Annotated in this window: 15 protein-coding genes and 2 pseudogenes; 13 read left to right on the top strand and 4 right to left on the bottom strand. The window is 58.5% G+C overall.

The annotated features are described in order from the left end of the window. Nucleotides 1-240: 240 nt before the first annotated feature. A pseudogene (locus FP026_RS27495) lies at nt 241-510 on the top strand (HlyD family secretion protein); the annotation flags it as partial. A 483-nt stretch (nt 511-993) separates the two neighbouring features. Continuing rightward, complete coding sequence (locus FP026_RS27490) at nt 994-3249, top strand: bifunctional diguanylate cyclase/phosphodiesterase (protein WP_149637740.1); 2256 nt, start codon at nt 994-996, stop codon at nt 3247-3249. A gap of 406 nt (nt 3250-3655) precedes the next feature. Here FP026_RS27490 and FP026_RS27485 read toward each other — a convergent pair whose 3' ends face one another. After that, the gene (locus FP026_RS27485; RefSeq protein ID WP_149637739.1) at nt 3656-3958 is read right to left on the bottom strand and encodes a hypothetical protein; all 303 of its coding nucleotides are present in this window, start codon (nt 3956-3958) and stop codon (nt 3656-3658) included. 121 nt (nt 3959-4079) lie between these two features. Further along, on the bottom strand, nt 4080-4676 hold the full coding sequence (locus tag FP026_RS27480) for a BA14K family protein (RefSeq protein WP_149637738.1): 597 nt from the start codon (nt 4674-4676) through the stop codon (nt 4080-4082). 388 nt (nt 4677-5064) lie between these two features. Between FP026_RS27480 and FP026_RS27470 the strand changes: the two genes are divergently transcribed. Both FP026_RS27470 and FP026_RS27465 read left to right on the top strand, forming a co-directional pair. Further along, nucleotides 5065-5322: a hypothetical protein gene (locus FP026_RS27470; protein WP_149637736.1), complete on the top strand. Its 258-nt coding sequence runs from the start codon at nt 5065-5067 to the stop codon at nt 5320-5322. Nucleotides 5323-5648: 326 nt separating this feature from the next. After that, entirely contained in the window at nt 5649-6740 is a 1092-nt protein-coding gene (locus tag FP026_RS27465) for a nucleotidyltransferase family protein (RefSeq protein WP_149637735.1), read from the top strand. A gap of 206 nt (nt 6741-6946) precedes the next feature. Here FP026_RS27465 and FP026_RS27460 read toward each other — a convergent pair. Continuing rightward, a pseudogene (locus tag FP026_RS27460) lies at nt 6947-7330 on the bottom strand (DUF4143 domain-containing protein); the annotation flags it as partial. A gap of 200 nt (nt 7331-7530) precedes the next feature. Here FP026_RS27460 and FP026_RS27455 point away from each other — a divergent pair. The 9 genes from FP026_RS27455 (at nt 7531) to FP026_RS27415 (ending at nt 16168) form a co-directional block, all read left to right on the top strand. Beyond that, nucleotides 7531-8139 carry a J domain-containing protein gene (locus FP026_RS27455; RefSeq protein WP_149637733.1) on the top strand — a complete coding sequence of 203 codons (609 nt, stop codon included), beginning with the start codon at nt 7531-7533 and terminating at the stop codon, nt 8137-8139. 272 nt (nt 8140-8411) lie between these two features. Continuing rightward, nucleotides 8412-9422, top strand: a complete 1011-nt coding sequence (locus FP026_RS27450; protein WP_149637732.1) for a LacI family DNA-binding transcriptional regulator — start codon at nt 8412-8414, stop codon at nt 9420-9422. A gap of 44 nt (nt 9423-9466) precedes the next feature. After that, nucleotides 9467-10741 carry an ABC transporter substrate-binding protein gene (locus FP026_RS27445; RefSeq protein ID WP_149637731.1) on the top strand — a complete coding sequence of 425 codons (1275 nt, stop codon included), beginning with the start codon at nt 9467-9469 and terminating at the stop codon, nt 10739-10741. 72 nt (nt 10742-10813) lie between these two features. Continuing rightward, the gene (locus tag FP026_RS27440; RefSeq protein ID WP_149637730.1) at nt 10814-11665 is read left to right on the top strand and encodes a carbohydrate ABC transporter permease; all 852 of its coding nucleotides are present in this window, start codon (nt 10814-10816) and stop codon (nt 11663-11665) included. After that, nucleotides 11662-12522 (top strand): carbohydrate ABC transporter permease, encoded by an 861-nt coding sequence (locus FP026_RS27435; RefSeq protein WP_149637729.1) that lies wholly within the window; start codon nt 11662-11664, stop codon nt 12520-12522. The genes FP026_RS27440 and FP026_RS27435 overlap by 4 nt, the downstream gene beginning before the upstream one ends. Before the next feature lie 13 nt (nt 12523-12535). Then, nucleotides 12536-13594, top strand: coding sequence for an ABC transporter ATP-binding protein (locus FP026_RS27430; RefSeq protein WP_149637728.1), 1059 nt, complete (start codon nt 12536-12538; stop codon nt 13592-13594). 31 nt (nt 13595-13625) lie between these two features. After that, entirely contained in the window at nt 13626-14876 is a 1251-nt protein-coding gene (locus FP026_RS27425) for an MGH1-like glycoside hydrolase domain-containing protein (RefSeq protein ID WP_149637727.1), read from the top strand. A gap of 451 nt (nt 14877-15327) precedes the next feature. Further along, entirely contained in the window at nt 15328-15624 is a 297-nt protein-coding gene (locus FP026_RS27420; RefSeq protein ID WP_149637799.1) for a PRC-barrel domain-containing protein, read from the top strand. Nucleotides 15625-15820: 196 nt separating this feature from the next. Further along, entirely contained in the window at nt 15821-16168 is a 348-nt protein-coding gene (locus FP026_RS27415) for a VOC family protein (RefSeq protein WP_149637726.1), read from the top strand. Nucleotides 16169-16297: 129 nt separating this feature from the next. Here FP026_RS27415 and FP026_RS27410 read toward each other — a convergent pair whose 3' ends face one another. Further along, nucleotides 16298-16873, bottom strand: a complete 576-nt coding sequence (locus FP026_RS27410) for a TetR/AcrR family transcriptional regulator (RefSeq protein WP_149637725.1) — start codon at nt 16871-16873, stop codon at nt 16298-16300. Nucleotides 16874-16936 lie beyond the last annotated feature (63 nt).

Below are 16936 nucleotides of genomic sequence, written 5' to 3'. Positions count from 1 at the left end.
GCGACGAATATGCTAATCATTTCATATGCTGATCCTGCGGAAGCTTATCTTCATGCCTGCATTGCGGCGCCGTTCTTCTGTTACGTTTCGCCCACGATCTACGATCTCACCACCTCCGGCGATGGACGAGACATTACGCAGAGAAGCTCTGAGCGAGGAGATGATTTGTGAACGGTCGATCGATCGTGACCACCGGAAACGTGATCTTTTCATTGAAGACATTCCTGGCGGCCATGCTTCCCACGAATCCACCTCGGCGATCGAGTGAGGATCGATATCATGGGCGAGTCGCAATCGGTCATGGGGCATGTGGCAGGTATCGCCGCCGGAATTGAAGATCGGGAGCGAAATGACTCTGCAGGCTCGCTCGCAAGCGTGGTTCCGACATTCTCATGGGTCCGTCTGGCCCAGAGAATTCCGGTGCGGATCGAGATCGATGATGTTCCAAACGCAGTTCGGCTGATTGCGGGGAGGACCGCGACAGTTTCTGTCGAACCGAAGGGCAACTAAGGTGTGAACACATCTGATGCTCTGGAATGCGTAGATCAGTGTGCTCGCGTTCTTGCGCCTTGGTCGCCTAAATCCCCAGTAAAGCGAGAGTTGACAGGCCCCACAGCGGTGCTGCCCAAACTATGTCTGATTTCAGCCATCCGCAATGATGGCTTCTAAGACCGTGTTAGCCCCTAGGGCTGCAGATGCCTTTGCAGTTGAACGGATTGGAACCTGTGACCCAGTCAAGCTATGTGGTCTAGAACGCATTATTCTGGAAGCCCACTTTAGCGCCCATATTTCTCGCAAAAGCGCCTTCAACCAACGTTGATCAAGTAGCGTTGTCTCAATGCCAGAACTGAGCATCTGATGATCACAATATCCAATCCCGCGATTCAAGACGAGCGCGCAGTTTTCCTTGATGGCAGGTTGGCTCGTGGACTTTAGCGTTGCTTTAAAGAAACTGTGTGAGGATGCAGGTCTGTCTCCTTTACCGGCAACCTGATGAAGTTTCGAAGAAAACCAAAGATATTGCGCGGCTTGGCGAGTTCTGCAGTAAACCATGCTAGCGCATTTGCTCCGGCAATATTTGCGGCAACCATCGCAGTAATCGTCGTCTATGTTGCAACGAACTGGCGGCTGGAACGATCACTAGCCGACGAACGCTCAGCAGTTGCCGGTGAGCTTGCCACCATATCATCGCGGCTTCAGACGAACCTCAACAGCAATGTGAAGCTGCTGCAAGGCCTGGCGGCCGGTATCGCAGTCAACCCGACGATGGACCAGAATACTTTTTCCAAACTCGCTGCGGAGATTTTGCAGCCGGATTCACAGCTGCGAAGCTTCGCCGCAGCGCCCGGCATGGTGGTCAAGTGGGTTTATCCAGAAAAAGGAAACGAAAAAGCGATCGGACTCGATTATCGAACGAACGAAAAGCAACGGGATAGCGCGATGCTGGCGCGCAATACCCACAATATCGTCCTGGCAGGCCCAGTGGACCTGATCCAAGGCGGAACGGCTTTCGTGGTCAGGTGCCCGGTTTATATCAATGACAGAACAAGTCAGATCTTCTGGGGTCTTGTTTCTGGAATCGTAGACATACCGAGGCTCTACCAAGATAGCGGCCTTGGATCAACCGACCTTGAGATTGCCATCAGCGACGTATCGGAGCCGAGGCTGGCCAAACAAGTTTTTCTCGGCGACCTGGAAACTTTTTCGAAGAATCCGGTCGTTACATCCGTTGATATGACTTATGGCCGATGGACCCTTGTCGCGGTGCCGAAGGATGGATGGGGCCAAAAGAGCGGCATGGCGACTTTCGAGCTCTATGCATGTCTATTGTCCTTGTGTGTCGTTGCGCCGATTGTCTGGGTAGGCTTTCTGACCAAATCACGCCAAAGAACCATCGAAAAACTTCGCCTTCACAAGAAAAAGCTCGTTCGAGCACGGCAAAGGCTCGAATACCTGTCGTTGCATGACTCACTCACGGGGCTTCCCAATCGCCGATTTATTGATCGGATGATCTCGCAATCGCCGAGCCCCGGTTCAGAAAATTGTCTGATACTCATTCATATCGACCTGGATCGATTTAAGGAGATCAACGACACGAAGGGACATGCCGGAGGTGATATAGTCTTGCAGGCGGCGGCTTCGCGCCTTGTCAATTTGGCCGGCCCAAATGACGTAGCGGCTCGGATCGGTGGAGATGAGTTCATCTTCGCTAGCTGGAGCGCCCATCCCGCGCCTAGGGCAACCGAATTGGCCCACCAGATTGTCGATACACTCAAGCAGCCCGTATTCGTTGATGGTTCAGAGTGTGTGGTCGGCGCAAGCGTCGGCGTCGCCTGGGAAACTGAGCGTGCACAGCGGAACCCCAGTCAGCTGCGTCTCAATGCCGATTTGGCTCTATACGAAGCGAAGAAGACGGGCCGCGGCCGGGCGGCCGTTTTCACTGAGGAGCTTCGCAGTGCTGCAATCCATACGAAGGAATTGGCGGCCGAATTCAATCATGCGCTTGATCGCGATGAACTGGTTGCATTCTTCCAGCCGCAGTTTCATGCAGAGACGTTGGATATCGCGGGCGTCGAGACCCTTGCCCGTTGGGATCATCCGCAAAAAGGTCTGCTCGCCCCGGATAAATTTCTCGCTGTCGCGGAAAATTTGGGACGCTCCGGCGACATGGACAGGCTGATCCTGCAAAAGGCCCTGTTCGAGCTTGCAAGATGGGACAGCCTGGGAATGCGTATCCCGCGCGTCTCGGTCAATATTTCGGCGCGTCGACTGGCGCAGGCAAATCTGCTTGCCGAACTGTCTAAGCTTCCTATGGCCAAGGGTCGCCTGTGTTTTGAGCTGCTTGAAACAATCTCCTTCGACGATCTTCAACCCGTTCTGAATGAGATAATTCCGGCCGTCAAAGAGCTCGGTATTGAAATCGAGATCGACGATTTCGGCACCGGACACGCCAGTATCGTTAGTTTGCTTAGATTTGAGCCACGAAGGCTTAAAATCGATCGGGAAATTATCAACCCGATCGTCACATCTCCGTCTCAGCGCCGCCTGGTCTCCTCGATTATCGAAATCGGCCGGTCGCAGAACATCGACATCGTCGCCGAAGGCGTGGAGACAATGAAGCATGCGAAGATCCTGAGAGAGCTCGGTTGCCATTTGCTGCAAGGTTACGCTCTGGCACGACCAATGTCCTCAAAGCAGTTGATCGAATTTTGCCGAACGAAGGATAAGCAACTTAAAGAGGTGGGATAAAGGCTAGGCGCGCTTCCCGGCCATCAAAAATCGACCAACCAAATTATGAATTTTCTCGACCTCACCGCCTGGTTCAAGCTTCGCAAGAAAGGACATCGCAAACGTCTCGCCCAACATCGTTTCGAGCAGATAGAAAGCATGAGATCGGTATCGCTGAACCACGATGGAATCGCTGGAACCTATGACGATCGGGAAATCGGAACGTGAGGTCCGCCGGCACTAGCCGTGCGAAGTCAAAGCGCGACGCATGACAGCCAAGAGCGTGGCCTCATTGGCACCGCTAGCCAGCAAGTCGGATGAGAGCGGACGGTCATCCACGCGTTGAACTATTTTGCCGACCATACGCATTCGTGCGTCGATTAAGCCGGTTAGAAGAACAAAACGTCTCGATAGAATGGAACCTGCTTCAATGCCGGGTGGCGGTATGCGAAATGCCGTCGAGCGTCGCCATAAGCTTTTCGAACTCGCTAAGAACACGGTTGAAATCGGCAACCTGCATATCGGCGATTTCAGGCATCGTCGAGGAAACGCGGGCGATCAGCCTGTCCATCCAAACGAAACGGTCGGCCGGCACATTTCCGAGTAGTGCCCATCGTTGGGTCTTCAGCTCATTCAGGATGCGAACGATAAGTGCTCCTCGGTCCGCCCTGCTCAAGAACAAACCTTTTAACTGAGCTTGCTGGATTTCTGTTATCAGCGTGGCCGTCATCTCTGTCTCCAATCTTCAAATTTAGTCGGCTATCGCAACCGACGTATTTCCAACGCGGACGTTGGTCGCTCTAACCAAATCGGCATATCCGCTGTGCTCACTTCGCCGACGGCACGGATGATCACTTGCCGATAGCAACACGGTCTGGACCGGGAAGGATGTCTCGAGGGCTGCAGGTGCGCCGCGGCCCTTCCCACGGTTGATAGGTATTGTCTTCCGGTCGATACGACTTGTAGCGCGCGGCGCACCACGCTGCTGAACGGACATTTTCCTTCGTGCCGACGGGCTGATCTGCCTCAGAGACAATCTGTTGGAATGGCGAAGAGCATTCTCGGATCCCGCCACTATAAGATCGATAGAAGTTGGTTGTCGGGTTGAAGGAGCGGTGGTGTTGCGCGCACCAGGCAAAGTGCTCTCCCGCAAGCTCTGGCTGAGGTGCAGGACGTTGGGGTGTCGGGTGGGCAGAATCCTCCGCGGCCTTTGATGTGGTCGCCGACGCTTCGATGACATAGCTGGAATAAAGCGGCGGAATGCGTTCGTAGTGCTGCTGCCGGGGATCGACTTTCACCGGCCTCGTCGTCCATAGGTCATGTGCTGCAAGCTCTTTAAAGGCGTGCGGTTCAGAATCCCCCACGACATGGGACGCGACAGATGCGACGGCGACACAAGCCCCGACCGAGCTGACGATACCGAAGGCGACGGATGCGAGCGCCTTCATTTTCCCTCCCCCTGGTATTGGACCTGTGGAACTAAGACGGGGCCGGCAGTATGCCAGGCGCCGGCAACGAAAAGCGTGGCCGGAAGGCCGGGGATCGCGAGCAGAATGGCCATCAGGGACATGGCCAGGCCACCGGACTTTTTGCTGAATGGACCATGTTCTTTCTCCTCGTTCTGGTGGTGTTGTCCCAAAGCGCTTCTCCCTCCTTCTATCGGAGGCAGATCTTGTGACCGCTGGCGAACCAACGGACCGCCCGGCAGGTCGTTCCACGGCAGGGACTTCAGTCTGAGGCCCACGGCCTTTGGTCCTAAACCCGTTTCAATGGCCCCCACCAGCGCTACCTGCGAATGGAAGCTCATACTCACGGGCGTAGTGGAGATTAAAGCAGATGGCGCGATCCAACCGGCAGGAGGCCGGGCGCAGACGCCTCGCGATGCGATTGCCACAGATGCGAAACCTTATTATGGAAGCGCGCGATCGCTGGCAGCTCGAACTTTTCGAGACTTACCAGGTAGCAGTCGAAACGCGCGATGCTCTCCAGGGACAACCGTTCAATTCCGATCTGGTGCAGGAGTGCGATGAGACTTGTTCCGAGATCGAGCAGCGCATCGTCCGCGCGGTGCTCGAAGATTCCTGGCCTCAGTAACCTAAGCGTGGAGCACCATCTGGTTCTGCAACGCAGATCGGCACAATCAATCTATGCTCTAAACGCAGCTTGGCGGCTACAATCCGCTTCACGGAGCGTACACAACAAAGATGCCGCGTATGCAATGCGATGGATGCGGATGCGACCGGCGAATGGGCGTCACGGCGATTTCGTCCGTTGCCCGTCTACCTCGCGAGGCATTTGTCGGGGTATAATGCCGGTCCGACAATCCCTCGACAGTCCGTGCGGCAGTCCCTCTTCCCTCTTCCCCCTATTTCAGTTATGACCATATTTGCAAAAGTGGTCACAACTCGCTGGGGGATACGGTGAAGACCATCGACCTCATGTACCAGACGATGCTTGCCGAGTTGGCGCAGCGGACTATGGATGCGGCATGGACAGCGGACTTCCCTCCCGAGGGACGCTTTCTAACGTCCGAGGTCAAGGGCAAGCGCTACTGGTATTTCGACATGCCGGATGGTGCGAGGGGGAAGAAGCGGCGCTACGTCGGCCCTTCCGACGATCCCGAGATCACGCAGCGCGTCGAGGACTTCAGGCGCGAAAAGGACAGCCTTCGCGACCGCAGGCGCATGGTGGCCTCCCTCACTCGGCAAGGAGGCATGATCGCCCCCGATCAGATGTCAGGCGACGTCGTCGAGGCCCTGTCCGTCGCTGGCCTATTCCGGCTCCGCGGCGTCCTGATCGGCACGGTGGCCTTTCAGACTTATTCCGGCATCCTCGGCGTGCGCCTGCCCATGGCTGCGATCCTCACCGGGGATGCGGACATCGCCCAGGACTACGCGATCTCTCGCGAGGTCGAAGACACCCTGCCCCCGATCCTCGATCTCTTGCAGGCAGTCGATCCGACATTCCGCCCGGTGCCTCATCGATCGGGCTCCCCGGCGTCTAGCGCATTCCAGACGAAGGGCGGCTACCGGGTGGAGTTCCTGACTTCCAACCGAGGATCTGACGATTACAATGACCAGCCCTCCAGGATGCCTGCTCTCGGCGGCGCGAGCGCCGATCCGCTTCGCTTCCTCGACTTCCTGATCCGGGACCCCATGCGAACGGTGCTGCTTCATAAGAGCGGTGTCCCGGTCAACGTGCCGGAGCCGTCTCGGTACGCTGTCCATAAGCTGATCATCGCCACAAAGCGCAGAATAGATGGACATTTTGCGTTGAAGAGGGACAAAGATCTCCGGCAAGCCGAACTATTGTTCGAAGCCTTGTACAAGACACGCCGAGCCTCGGACTTTGCCCTCGCCTATGACGAGGCTGAAGAGCGCGGACCTGCGTGGCGTGAAGCTCTACAGGAGGGTACGGACATGCTATCGAAGGATGGCCGAAAGATGTTCACGCAGATCCTCCGGCAGGGCAACCAGCAGATCGGCAAGGAGCGACCTGACGATCCGCAGTGAAGAATTGAAGCCGGGACGGGCGATAGGCTGTTCACGCAGTCGTCTTTCCGGCTTGCCGCAGGACGGCGATGACTACGAGACGTGTGTCGGCAGCGCAGTTTCGACGATCGGCCGAGCTTTTGTTCCTTCGGCTTTTTCAGTGGCGGTGGGTCTTTCATCGGCCATCATTAACCGAGTCTCGGCTAATTTTAATTGCGTCATGGCCATCAGCCCCACAAGGCGGACAATGGAGCTGCGACCAACCTGTCGCCGAAGGGCACGAGATCAGTGCTGTCGTAGAGCACCACGCCGTAGGCGAAATGCTCCTTGCACGCTTCGGCCAAGGTCCGCAGACCGGCGAAATCGCTAGACTTCACCGTCGCTGACGCCTTGACCTCAATCCCCACGATTATGCCGTCGTCGCGTTCCAGCACGACATCCACCTCGTGCATCGGCTGGTCGCGAAAATGATATGACGCCAGCCGCAAGTCGGACGCATCCATGAGCTTCAGGACTTCGGCGAACACGAAGCTTTCCAGAAGCGCTCCGAATACGCCGCGATCCGCCTTCACCCGATCGAAGCTCAATCCGCTCGCCCTAGCGAGAAGGCCCCGACCCATACGTCCGGCGTCTGACGAAGTCTATCGGTTCAGGATCCGGCGGGGCACGATTTGCCTCCTGCAAGGATATTGCGTTGACCTCGGCGGCGTGTTGATGAATTGGCCCCAATATCCGCGGATTGCCTGGAATCTGTTGACAGCCAATTCGCTATTTCTTGCCGAGATGACGTGCCACGCGCCATATAGGCGCCATGACGCCTGATTCGAAAATATTCGTTGGCCTTAGATCGACTCGTAAGAGGCCCACCCCGCAGAGCGAACCCACCGGTCCTAGATGCCAATGGGACGGCTGCGAAAAGAACGGTACGCACCGCGCGCCGGTGGGACGGGACGCTGAAGGCCTGTATCTGTTCTTCTGTCTTGAGCACGTGAAGGAGTACAATAGGGGATACAATTTCGCGACGTATCTATCTGACAAGGACATTGCCCGCTACCAGAGGGAAGCGGCCGCCGGCGACCGTCCGACCTGGGGGACTAGTGCCAGTCAGGGTTCCGAAACTCCGCTCCCCGGCAATGTCCGTTCTGGTTCTGCAAAGGCATTGAATGCCCGCAAAACTGCCGCGCAGCGCCAAACGCGAAACACTGAACTCCAGACACGCAAACTCAAGGTGCTGGAAGCCAAGGCATTTGAGACACTCGGTCTTTCGCCGGATGCAACACCGGAGGCAATCAAAAGCCGCTATAAGGAAAGGCTCAAAATGCACCATCCGGATGCCAACCAAGGCGACCGCGCGTCCGAGGACGAGCTTCGAGCATCGATCGAAGCGCATAAGATCCTTAAATTGAATGGATTTTGCTGAACGATTCTTCCGTTTGGCTGTACGCAGGCTTCCTGAGCGACCGTAAATCCTTCTTGATGTCATGGCTTAAGTCCGCCGCCGTGCAACGAAGCCGGAGAACCTCGAGACATAGTGTCTCTATGGTCGTCCTTCACGGTATGAAAGAACACGGTTTGCAGTTGAAGAGAGCTGAACCGTCGACCCCGCCGGTTGCGCATCATGAGATCCAAAACGTTTTGCCTTGACTCCCAAAACGTTTTGGCAAATCCTTTGCGCCATTCTGGAGGATGATCTTGGCAAACCTCAAGCAGCTCGCGCAGTCGCTCGGACTGTCGATCACCACGGTTTCCCGTGCACTCGACGGTTACGATGATGTCTCTGCAGCAACCCGGAAGCGGGTGAGAGAGGCTGCAGAAAAAGTTGGCTACCGCCCAAACGCATCGGCGCGTAGGCTAAGAAAGCAACGTGCGGAACTGGTTGCCGTCACGCTGCCGAGCGACCCCGGCCATATCGGTCCGCCGCATTTCCTCGACATGCTCTCCAGCTGTGCTGAGCATCTTGCGAGTGCCGGCCTCAATCTGGTCATCGCGCCTGTGCCACGCGGTGAAAGCGAACTCGACATCTGCCGTCGTTTCGTTGATGGCCAACGCGTCGATGCCATGCTTCTCGTCCGCACCAGGCGTAAGGACGAACGCGTCGAATTTCTCCAGTCGCGCGGCATTCCCTTCGTCACCAACGGCCGCACCGAAAGCCTCGTGCCGCATCCCTATATCGACGGCGACGGTTTTGCCGGGTTCCACGCGGCAACGGTCCGTTTTCAGGTCGCCGGCCACCGCCGCATCGGCCATGTTGCCGGGCCGCAGGAATATTACTTCGCGCATGTGCGCCGCACGGGCTGGAAGGCCGCGATGGACGAGGCAGGTCTGAATGCCGATCTCTGCGCCGAGGGCGCGCCCACGGAACAGGGCGGTTATCTCGCCGCACTGGAATTGCTCCGGCAGCCTTCGCGCCCCACCGCGCTCGTTTGCTCCACGGACGAAATGGCAATCGGAGCGCTCAGAGCGCTACGCGAGATCGATGGCGGCAACGCGATCAGCATTGTCGGCCACGATGACCTGCCCACGGGCGCCTTCACCAGCCCTTCCCTCTCGACCATGCGCATGACCGGCGAAAACCTCGGCGCGAGCTTCGCCTCGCTGCTGTTGCGGGCGATCGCCGGCGAGCCTGCGGAGGAACTGCAGGAGCTTCACGCGATCGAATTCATCGATCGCGACAGCCATCGCCGTCCGATGAAGGCGGCATGAGCAGACAGTGCATCACAGACAAAAACAATGAAGGAGGAGAGAATATGAAACGTATTACATCATTCGGAATTCTGGCTTCCACAGTGCTGGCCTTTGCTTCACCAGTGCTTGCCCAGACAGTTTTCGTATCCACCCAGCTTCGCCCGATCGAAGAGGCGACCGTGGTGCGGCAGGACCTGCTGAAGGATGCCGGCAAGGTGGATTATGTGGTCGAAGAACCGCCGCAGTTCGCCGTACGCATGGAAGCCGAGGCCAAGGCCGGCAAGCATACCGTCAGCCTGGTCGGCGCGCTGCACGGCGAGCTTTCACCACTCGCCGACAAGGATCAGCTCGAACCGCTTGATAATCTCGCTAAGAAGCTCGCCGCCGGCGGCATGCCGCAATCGCTCCTCGATCTCGGCAAGCTCGGAAAATCCACCCAGCAATACATTCCGTGGATGCAGGCGACCTATGTCATGGCCGCCAAGAAGGAAGCCCTGCAATACCTGCCGAAGGGCGCCGATATCAACGCCATCACCTACGATCAGCTGATCGAGTGGGGCAAGAACATGCAGCAGGCGACCGGCCAGCCGCAGATCGGCTTCCCGGCCGGCCCGAAGGGCCTGATGGCACGTTACTTCCAGGGTTATTTCTACCCGTCCTTCACCGGCGGCGTGGTGCGCACCTTCAAGAACGCCGATGCCGCAGCAGGCTGGGAGAAACTCAAGGCGCTCTGGGCCTATGTAAACCCCAACTCGACCAATTACGACTTCATGCAGGAGCCGCTGGCCGCCGGTGAAGTCATGGTCGCCTGGGACCATGTCGCCCGACTGAAGAATGCCATTTCCGCCTCGCCGGACGAGTATGTCGTATTCCCGTCTCCGGCCGGCCCGAAGGGGCGCGGATACATGCCCGTTCTCGCGGGCCTTTCGATCCCGAAGGGTGCCCCGGATGCGGCGGGCGCGATGAAGATCATCGAAACACTGACGACCCCGAAGATCCAGCTGCTCACCGCGTCCAAGGTCGGCTTCTTCCCGACGCTGAACGTCCAGCTGCCGCCGGATCTCGACAAGGGCGTCGCACTTCTCGCCGGTGCCGTCACCAAGACCCAGGCGGCCAAGGATGCAGTGATCTCGCTTCTCCCAGTCGGCCTCGGCGACAAGGGTGGCGAGTTCAACAAGGTCTATATGGACAGCTTCCAGCTGATCGTGCTGCAGAACCAGCCCGTCGGCGACGTGCTGGCCAAGCAAGGCGCCGTCATGGCCAAGCTGATGACCGATACCAAGGCTCCTTGCTGGGCACCGGACGCCAAGAGTGACGGCGCCTGCCCGGTTCAATAATCCTCCCCGAAGTGCCTGGGCGCGAATGTCCGGTCATTCTTTCTGCAACCCTGCTTTTCGAGGCGGGAGCCTATGACCCGAAACCGACCCTGGATCCCCTATCTGCTGATCCTGCCATCCGTCATTTTCCTCGGCCTGCTTTTCATCGTGCCGCTGGTGCAGACGATCTGGCTGGCGGTCTCGGATGACGGCGCACCGTCGCTTGCAAACATGCAGCGCATGATGACAGACATCAATTTCATCCAATCGGTGCACAACACGTTCCTGCTGACGATCGTGGTCGTACCGGTCCAGATCGCCATCGCGCTCGCCATGGGCACGATGGTCGCCAAGATCGGCCGCGGTCGGGAGACGATTCTGTGGATTTGGACGATCCCGCTCGGCATTTCGGACCTCGCCGCCGGCCTCGTCTGGCTGTCGATCCTCCAGAATACCGGTTATTTCAACTCGCTGCTCTTCAGCCTCGGCGTGATCAGCCGCCAGGCGAGTTGGCTCTCCTACCAGACGCCGGTTGCGCTTTTCATCGCCATCGCGGTGGCGGAGATCTGGCGCGGCACGGCGATCGTCATGGTCATCATCGTCGCCGGCCTCAACCAGGTGCCGAAGGAGTTCAAGGAAGCCGCCGAAATCTTCGGGGCCGGTCCCTGGACGCGCTTCTGGAAAATAACCCTGCCGTTGATCCGCCCGGCGCTGCAATCGGCCCTCATCCTGCGCACCGTGCTCGCCTTCGAGGTCTTCGCAGTCGTATACGCCCTGGGCGGTCGTAATTTTCCGGTCCTCGTGGGCGAAGCCTACAACTGGCAGAACCAGAACCAGAATTACAGCGTCGCGGCCGCCTATGCGGTTCTGATCATGGTCATCTCGCTCGCCGCAACCCTCGTCTATCTCAGGGCCTTCAAAGTCGATCCGGAGCGCCTGCCATGAACACGCAAGCCATCAGTTCCGAAGCAGCCGCCACTACCAATCCCGCAAGCTTCGTTTCATCGCGCCGCTGGTTGCTCTGGAGCGGTATCGCCGCGCTTTGCGCCTGGGTTCTGGTGCCGATCTATCTCGTCGCGCTAGGCGCGCTCGGCGGGCGACAGGGCGTCTACATCTGGCCGAAGACCGGCCTGCCGACCGGCATATCGCTCGAACCCTTCATCCTCTTCCTGCAGACGGAAGGGGTCGTCCGCTCCTTCCTCAATTCGCTGGGCGCCGCGGGCATCACGGTAGCGCTCTCCATCCTGCTCGGGGCGCCGGCGGGTTATGCGCTCGCCCGCTACAATTTTCCGGGCAAGGACAGCTACCGGCTGCTGGTTCTGCTGACGCGCGCCTTCCCGCTGGCGATCCTGGCGCTGCCGCTCACCGTCTCCTTCATCCGGCTCGGCCTTTACGATACGATCGTCGGCGTCGGCCTGATCCATACGGTCCTGGCGCTTCCCTTCGCGGCTCTCGTGACCCAGGGCATTTTCCTCGGCGTCCCGAAGGAGCTAGAAGAAGCCGCATGGGTTTTCGGCTGCACCCGCATCCAGGCTTTTTTCAAGGTCGTGGCGCCGCTCGCCTTGCCGGGCATCGTCGCAACGGCCGTCTTTGCGTTCGTCATCTCGTGGAACGAAGTCTTCGCTGCCTCGGTGCTGACGGTGCGCAACCGCACGCTGACGGCCTATCTGCTGTCGGTGCTTTCCGAAAGCCCGATGCATTACCGCTTCGCCGGCGGCCTGATGCTTATCCTTCCCTCGGTTGTCTTCATCTTCGCGGTCAGGCGCTACCTTTTCGCGATCTGGGGCATTTCCTCCAAATAACGGGACCAATTCCATGGCCAATATTGTCATCGACCGTGTCCGCAAGAGTTTCGGGGCATTCCAGGCCCTGAAGGAGGTCTCGCTGACGATCAACGACGGTGAATTCGTCTCGCTTCTCGGCCCGTCCGGCTGCGGCAAGACCACGCTCCTGCGCATCATTGCCGGTCTCGAAACCGCATCCGGCGGCGATGTCCGCATCGGCGACAAGTCGGTCCTCGGGCTCGCTCCCAAGGACCGTGGGCTCGCGATGGTTTTCCAAAACTACGCGATCTTCCCGCATATGACGGTCTACGAAAACGTCGCCTTCGGGCTGCGCATGCAGAAGGCAGACCAGGCGCGCATCAAGGCGCAGGTCGAAAAGGCCGCCGGCCTGCTGCATATCGAGCAGTATCTCGACCGTTATCCGAACAAGCTTTCGGGCGGCCAACGCCAGCGCGTCGCCGTTGCGCGCGCGCTTGCCGTCGAGCCCAAGGTACTCCTCATGGACGAACCGCTCTCCAACCTCGATGCGCTGCTTCGCCTCGAAATGCGCACCGAACTCAAGACGGTGCTGCAATCGGCCGGCACGACGACGATCTACGTCACGCACGACCAGACTGAGGCGATGGGCCTTTCCGACCGCATCGCCGTTATGCACGGAGGGATCGTCGAGCAAGTCGGCTCGCCGGTCGATGTCTACAATCATCCCGCAACGCGCTTCGTCGGCGGGTTCATCGGCAATCCGCCGATGAACTTCATCAAAGTACCCGTCCTGAACGGCCAGGTCTCTGCCGGTATCGAGCAACTGAACGCACCGCAGGAAACCGGCAAGGAGATCATCCTCGGCCTGCGCGGCGAGGCGGTCGAGCTCACGAGCCTGCCCGAGGGCCTCGAAATGAAAGTGCGGGTCGCCGAACCGATGGGCTCGCACCTACTCCTGACCGGCTCGATCCACGATCAGCCCGTCCGCGTCATCCTGCCTGCCTCCGAAACCGTCAGGAGCGGCGATACGATCGGCCTGAAGCTCGATCGCAAGCGCATCACCTGGCTTTCCCCCGAAAGCGGCAAATCCTTTCCGTCCGTGACGGCCTAGGGGCGTCCCTCCCCAATACCGGAGTACCGACATGAACCTGCATATCGATCAAGCCAAGCGCATTCTCGTCGCCAACGACCGCGGCGGCTACACGGTGCCGACGGACCGGCTCTATCCCTTCCAGTGGAACTGGGATTCCGCCTTCGTCGCAATGGGCTTCGCGCTCTACGATACGGACCGCGCCTATCGCGAACTGGAGCGGCTGATCGAGGGGCAGTGGGCGGACGGAATGATCCCGCATATCGTCTTCCACCAGCCGAGCGATAGCTATTTTCCAGGCCCGAACGTCTGGCGCACCCGCCATACGATCCCCACCTCGGGGATCACCCAGCCGCCCGTTTTCGCCATCGCCCTCCGCAGGCTGCACGAAGCCACCGGTGACAAGACCCGCACCCTGCCGCTCTATGAGGCGGCCCTGAAATGGCACCGCTGGTGGTATGCGGCCCGCGACCCTGAAGGAACCGGCCTCGTTGCCCTGCTTCATCCCTGGGAAAGCGGCAGCGACAATTCTCCCGCATGGGACGTCGCGCTCGCCCGCGTTCCCATCACCACCGACACGCCGGTCGTGCGCAAGGATACTGGCCATGTGAACGCTTTGATGCGTCCCCGCAACGAGGACTATCAGCGCTTCATCCACCTGGTTGACACCTATGCCGCCTGCGGCTGGGAGCCGGCCAAACAGTGGGCGAAGGCACCTTTCAAGGTCGCCGAGATCCAGACCACCGCGATCCTGCTCAAGGCAGGCGAAGACCTCGAAGCACTCGCCCACGAATTCGGCCGCATGGAAGACAGGTCCGAGATCGCCGCGCTCAATGAAAAAACTCGTAACGCGATCCTCGCCCAGTGGCGACCCGATCTGTCGCGTTTTGTATCCTGCGATCTCGTTTCGGGCCAGGATATCGAGGCCCCGACACAGGCGGGCTTCATCCCGCTTCTGTCGCTCGATCTCGACAAGGCGGTCGTCGGCGCTCTCGTCGATGAAATGAAGGCATGGTCCAAGGGGATGAAAGTCGCCTTCCCGACAGTAAAGCCCGGCATTGCCAGCTGGGAGCCGAAACGCTACTGGCGCGGCCCGGCCTGGGCGATCATCAACTGGCTGCTGATTGACGGCCTGAAGCGCAATGGCCGCGTGGACGATGGCGAGAAGCTGCGCAAGTCGACCATCGCGGCGATCGAGGCGGAGGGTTTTGCCGAATATTTCGATCCGGTCACCGGGGAAGGCTGCGGCGGCCTTGGCTTTTCCTGGACAGCTGCAGCTTATATGTGGCTCGTCGCGTCATGAATTTAGGTACCGGTCGCGCCCGCGAATAAATCCTAGGTCGTGCACCAGTCTAATAGATTTCAACCTGAAGCAATCGCAATCCAGTGCCTGTAGTTCTTGAAGGGATTGGAACCGTCGGCCCGGTGTTTCAAACACCCATAAGCCTACTAAGGCTTCGAGAATGTTACGTCGCCGGTGGCTGGCTCGACAAAGGCGGCGCCGGATCCCTGATCCTCCGATTTCTCTCGCTGTTTCATTCAGGCCGACACGCCGGCAGACGTCGGTCATAGGAATTTATCCCCGAAGTTGCGGCCCGGAACAAAGCTTTCGCATGGCCGTTCGTTCTTATGATGAATGGAAGAGGAAACCCATGCCGTGTGGCGATCAATCCAAATACGCGAACAAACAGGAACGCAACGCCAATCACATCGCTAATCGACATTACACCCGAGATCAAAAGGAGGAACAACTCATGGATCACAACAACCACATACGACTGACCGAAGACGAACTGACACAAGCTAACTTGGAAGGCGTATCGATCTATGGTGCCGACGACCACAAGGTTGGAACGGTTGACCACGTGCATGGAGCCGGCAGCGGCAGCAGCGTGGTGATCGACGTCGGCGGCTTCCTTGGCATCGGCGCAAAGCCGGTATCCGTTCGAGTGATCGATCTCGATTTCATGCGCGATGAAAGCGGTGAGATCCATGGCGTGACGTCTTGGACAAAGGACCAGCTGAAGGCAATGCCCGAGCATCGCGATTAAACTTTGGAAGGGAGCTTCCGCATGCGCGGCAGGCTTCCTTTCGAACCGAGATCTCAGGAGGTATATCGAAGCGCACTGGACACATTCGCTGCAGCCAGCAGAACGATAATGGTATGCGACAAGCGGCGATAAGTGACCCCAGAAAACATTCCGGTCGGCGAGGCGCAGATAAAGCCCAGGTAGCGGAGTGTACAGAATGATCAAAATTGGTTCGATCGTGATCCACTGCTACGAATTTGAACCGATGGTCGCGTTTTGGCAGGAAGCCTTGCATTATGTTCCTCGTGCGCCTGCCAGCGGCGATTGGATTGTGCTTTGCGATCCCGAAGGCCGTGGTCCAAATCTTTCCTTTCAGGCTCGCGACCGCCGGAGCTGGCGGAGAAGCTGGCTGCACCTGGACCTTTATACCGATCGCCAGCAGGAGGAGGTTCGCCGTCTGTTGGCGATTGGGGCGAAACAATATCCGTGGCGCTACCCGCAGAACGCCGATTACATGGTCTTGCAGGATCCGGACGGCAATCTTTTCTGCGTCGTGCAGAAATGACTGATCCCATAAACTGCTTTGGTGATGTCAGTTTAGCGAGGCGGGGCGATTTTTGATCATTGGTGTGTCAGGCACTTGCCCGAATCTTAGCCTTTCAATGTGCAATTGCCCAGAGACGACGCCGGCCACCTATGGGATGAGCCCCGTGGTCCGATAAGCTCGGATCGCCCGGTCATAGATGCCGATGTTCCGGCAACCACGCGCGACGAGTTGGGCCCCCTCGATGGCAGCGAAGATCGCCATCGCGTGCTCCTTCAGATCCTGCTCGCTCGCCGAAGACTTTGTCAGTGAAAGCACCTTTGTAAGCCAACCGACGTTCATCGCGGCAAATTTATCGACCTCGGTCCGGACCTCCGCAGGAAGGTCGTCGAGTTCCGCGCTCATGATGCCGCACAGGCACATGCGATTGTCGTTGGCCAGGGCAGAGCGAAAGATCTCCGTGTATCTGTCCATGCACCAGGTCGGCCCCTCGGACGTCGCTAGCAGCTCCGCCAAGTAGGCTGCCCCCTCCTCGGTATAGCGACGCGCCAACGCGGCGCCGAGGTCACCCTTGGTCGGGAAATGATAGTGCACGCTGGCGCTCTTTATCCCGACCTCTTTCGCGAGCTCGCGAAAGCTCAGCGCATTGTAGCCACGCGACTGCACAGTCGCTCTTGCAGCGGTCATGACCGCCTCGCGCATATCCGTCTTGGTTCTTGCCATCATCTGATCCGCACCTATCACTCGATAGATAGTTGTTGACGCCGAAAAAGGGAAGAGATAAACGAG

Origin of the sequence: Martinezella tropici (genome assembly GCF_008370325.1) — a bacterium.
Taxonomy (GTDB): Bacteria; Pseudomonadota; Alphaproteobacteria; order Rhizobiales; family Rhizobiaceae; genus Rhizobium; species Rhizobium tropici_B.
Note: the sequence above shows the minus strand (reverse complement) of the source record. Positions and strands in the feature narration are given on the sequence as shown.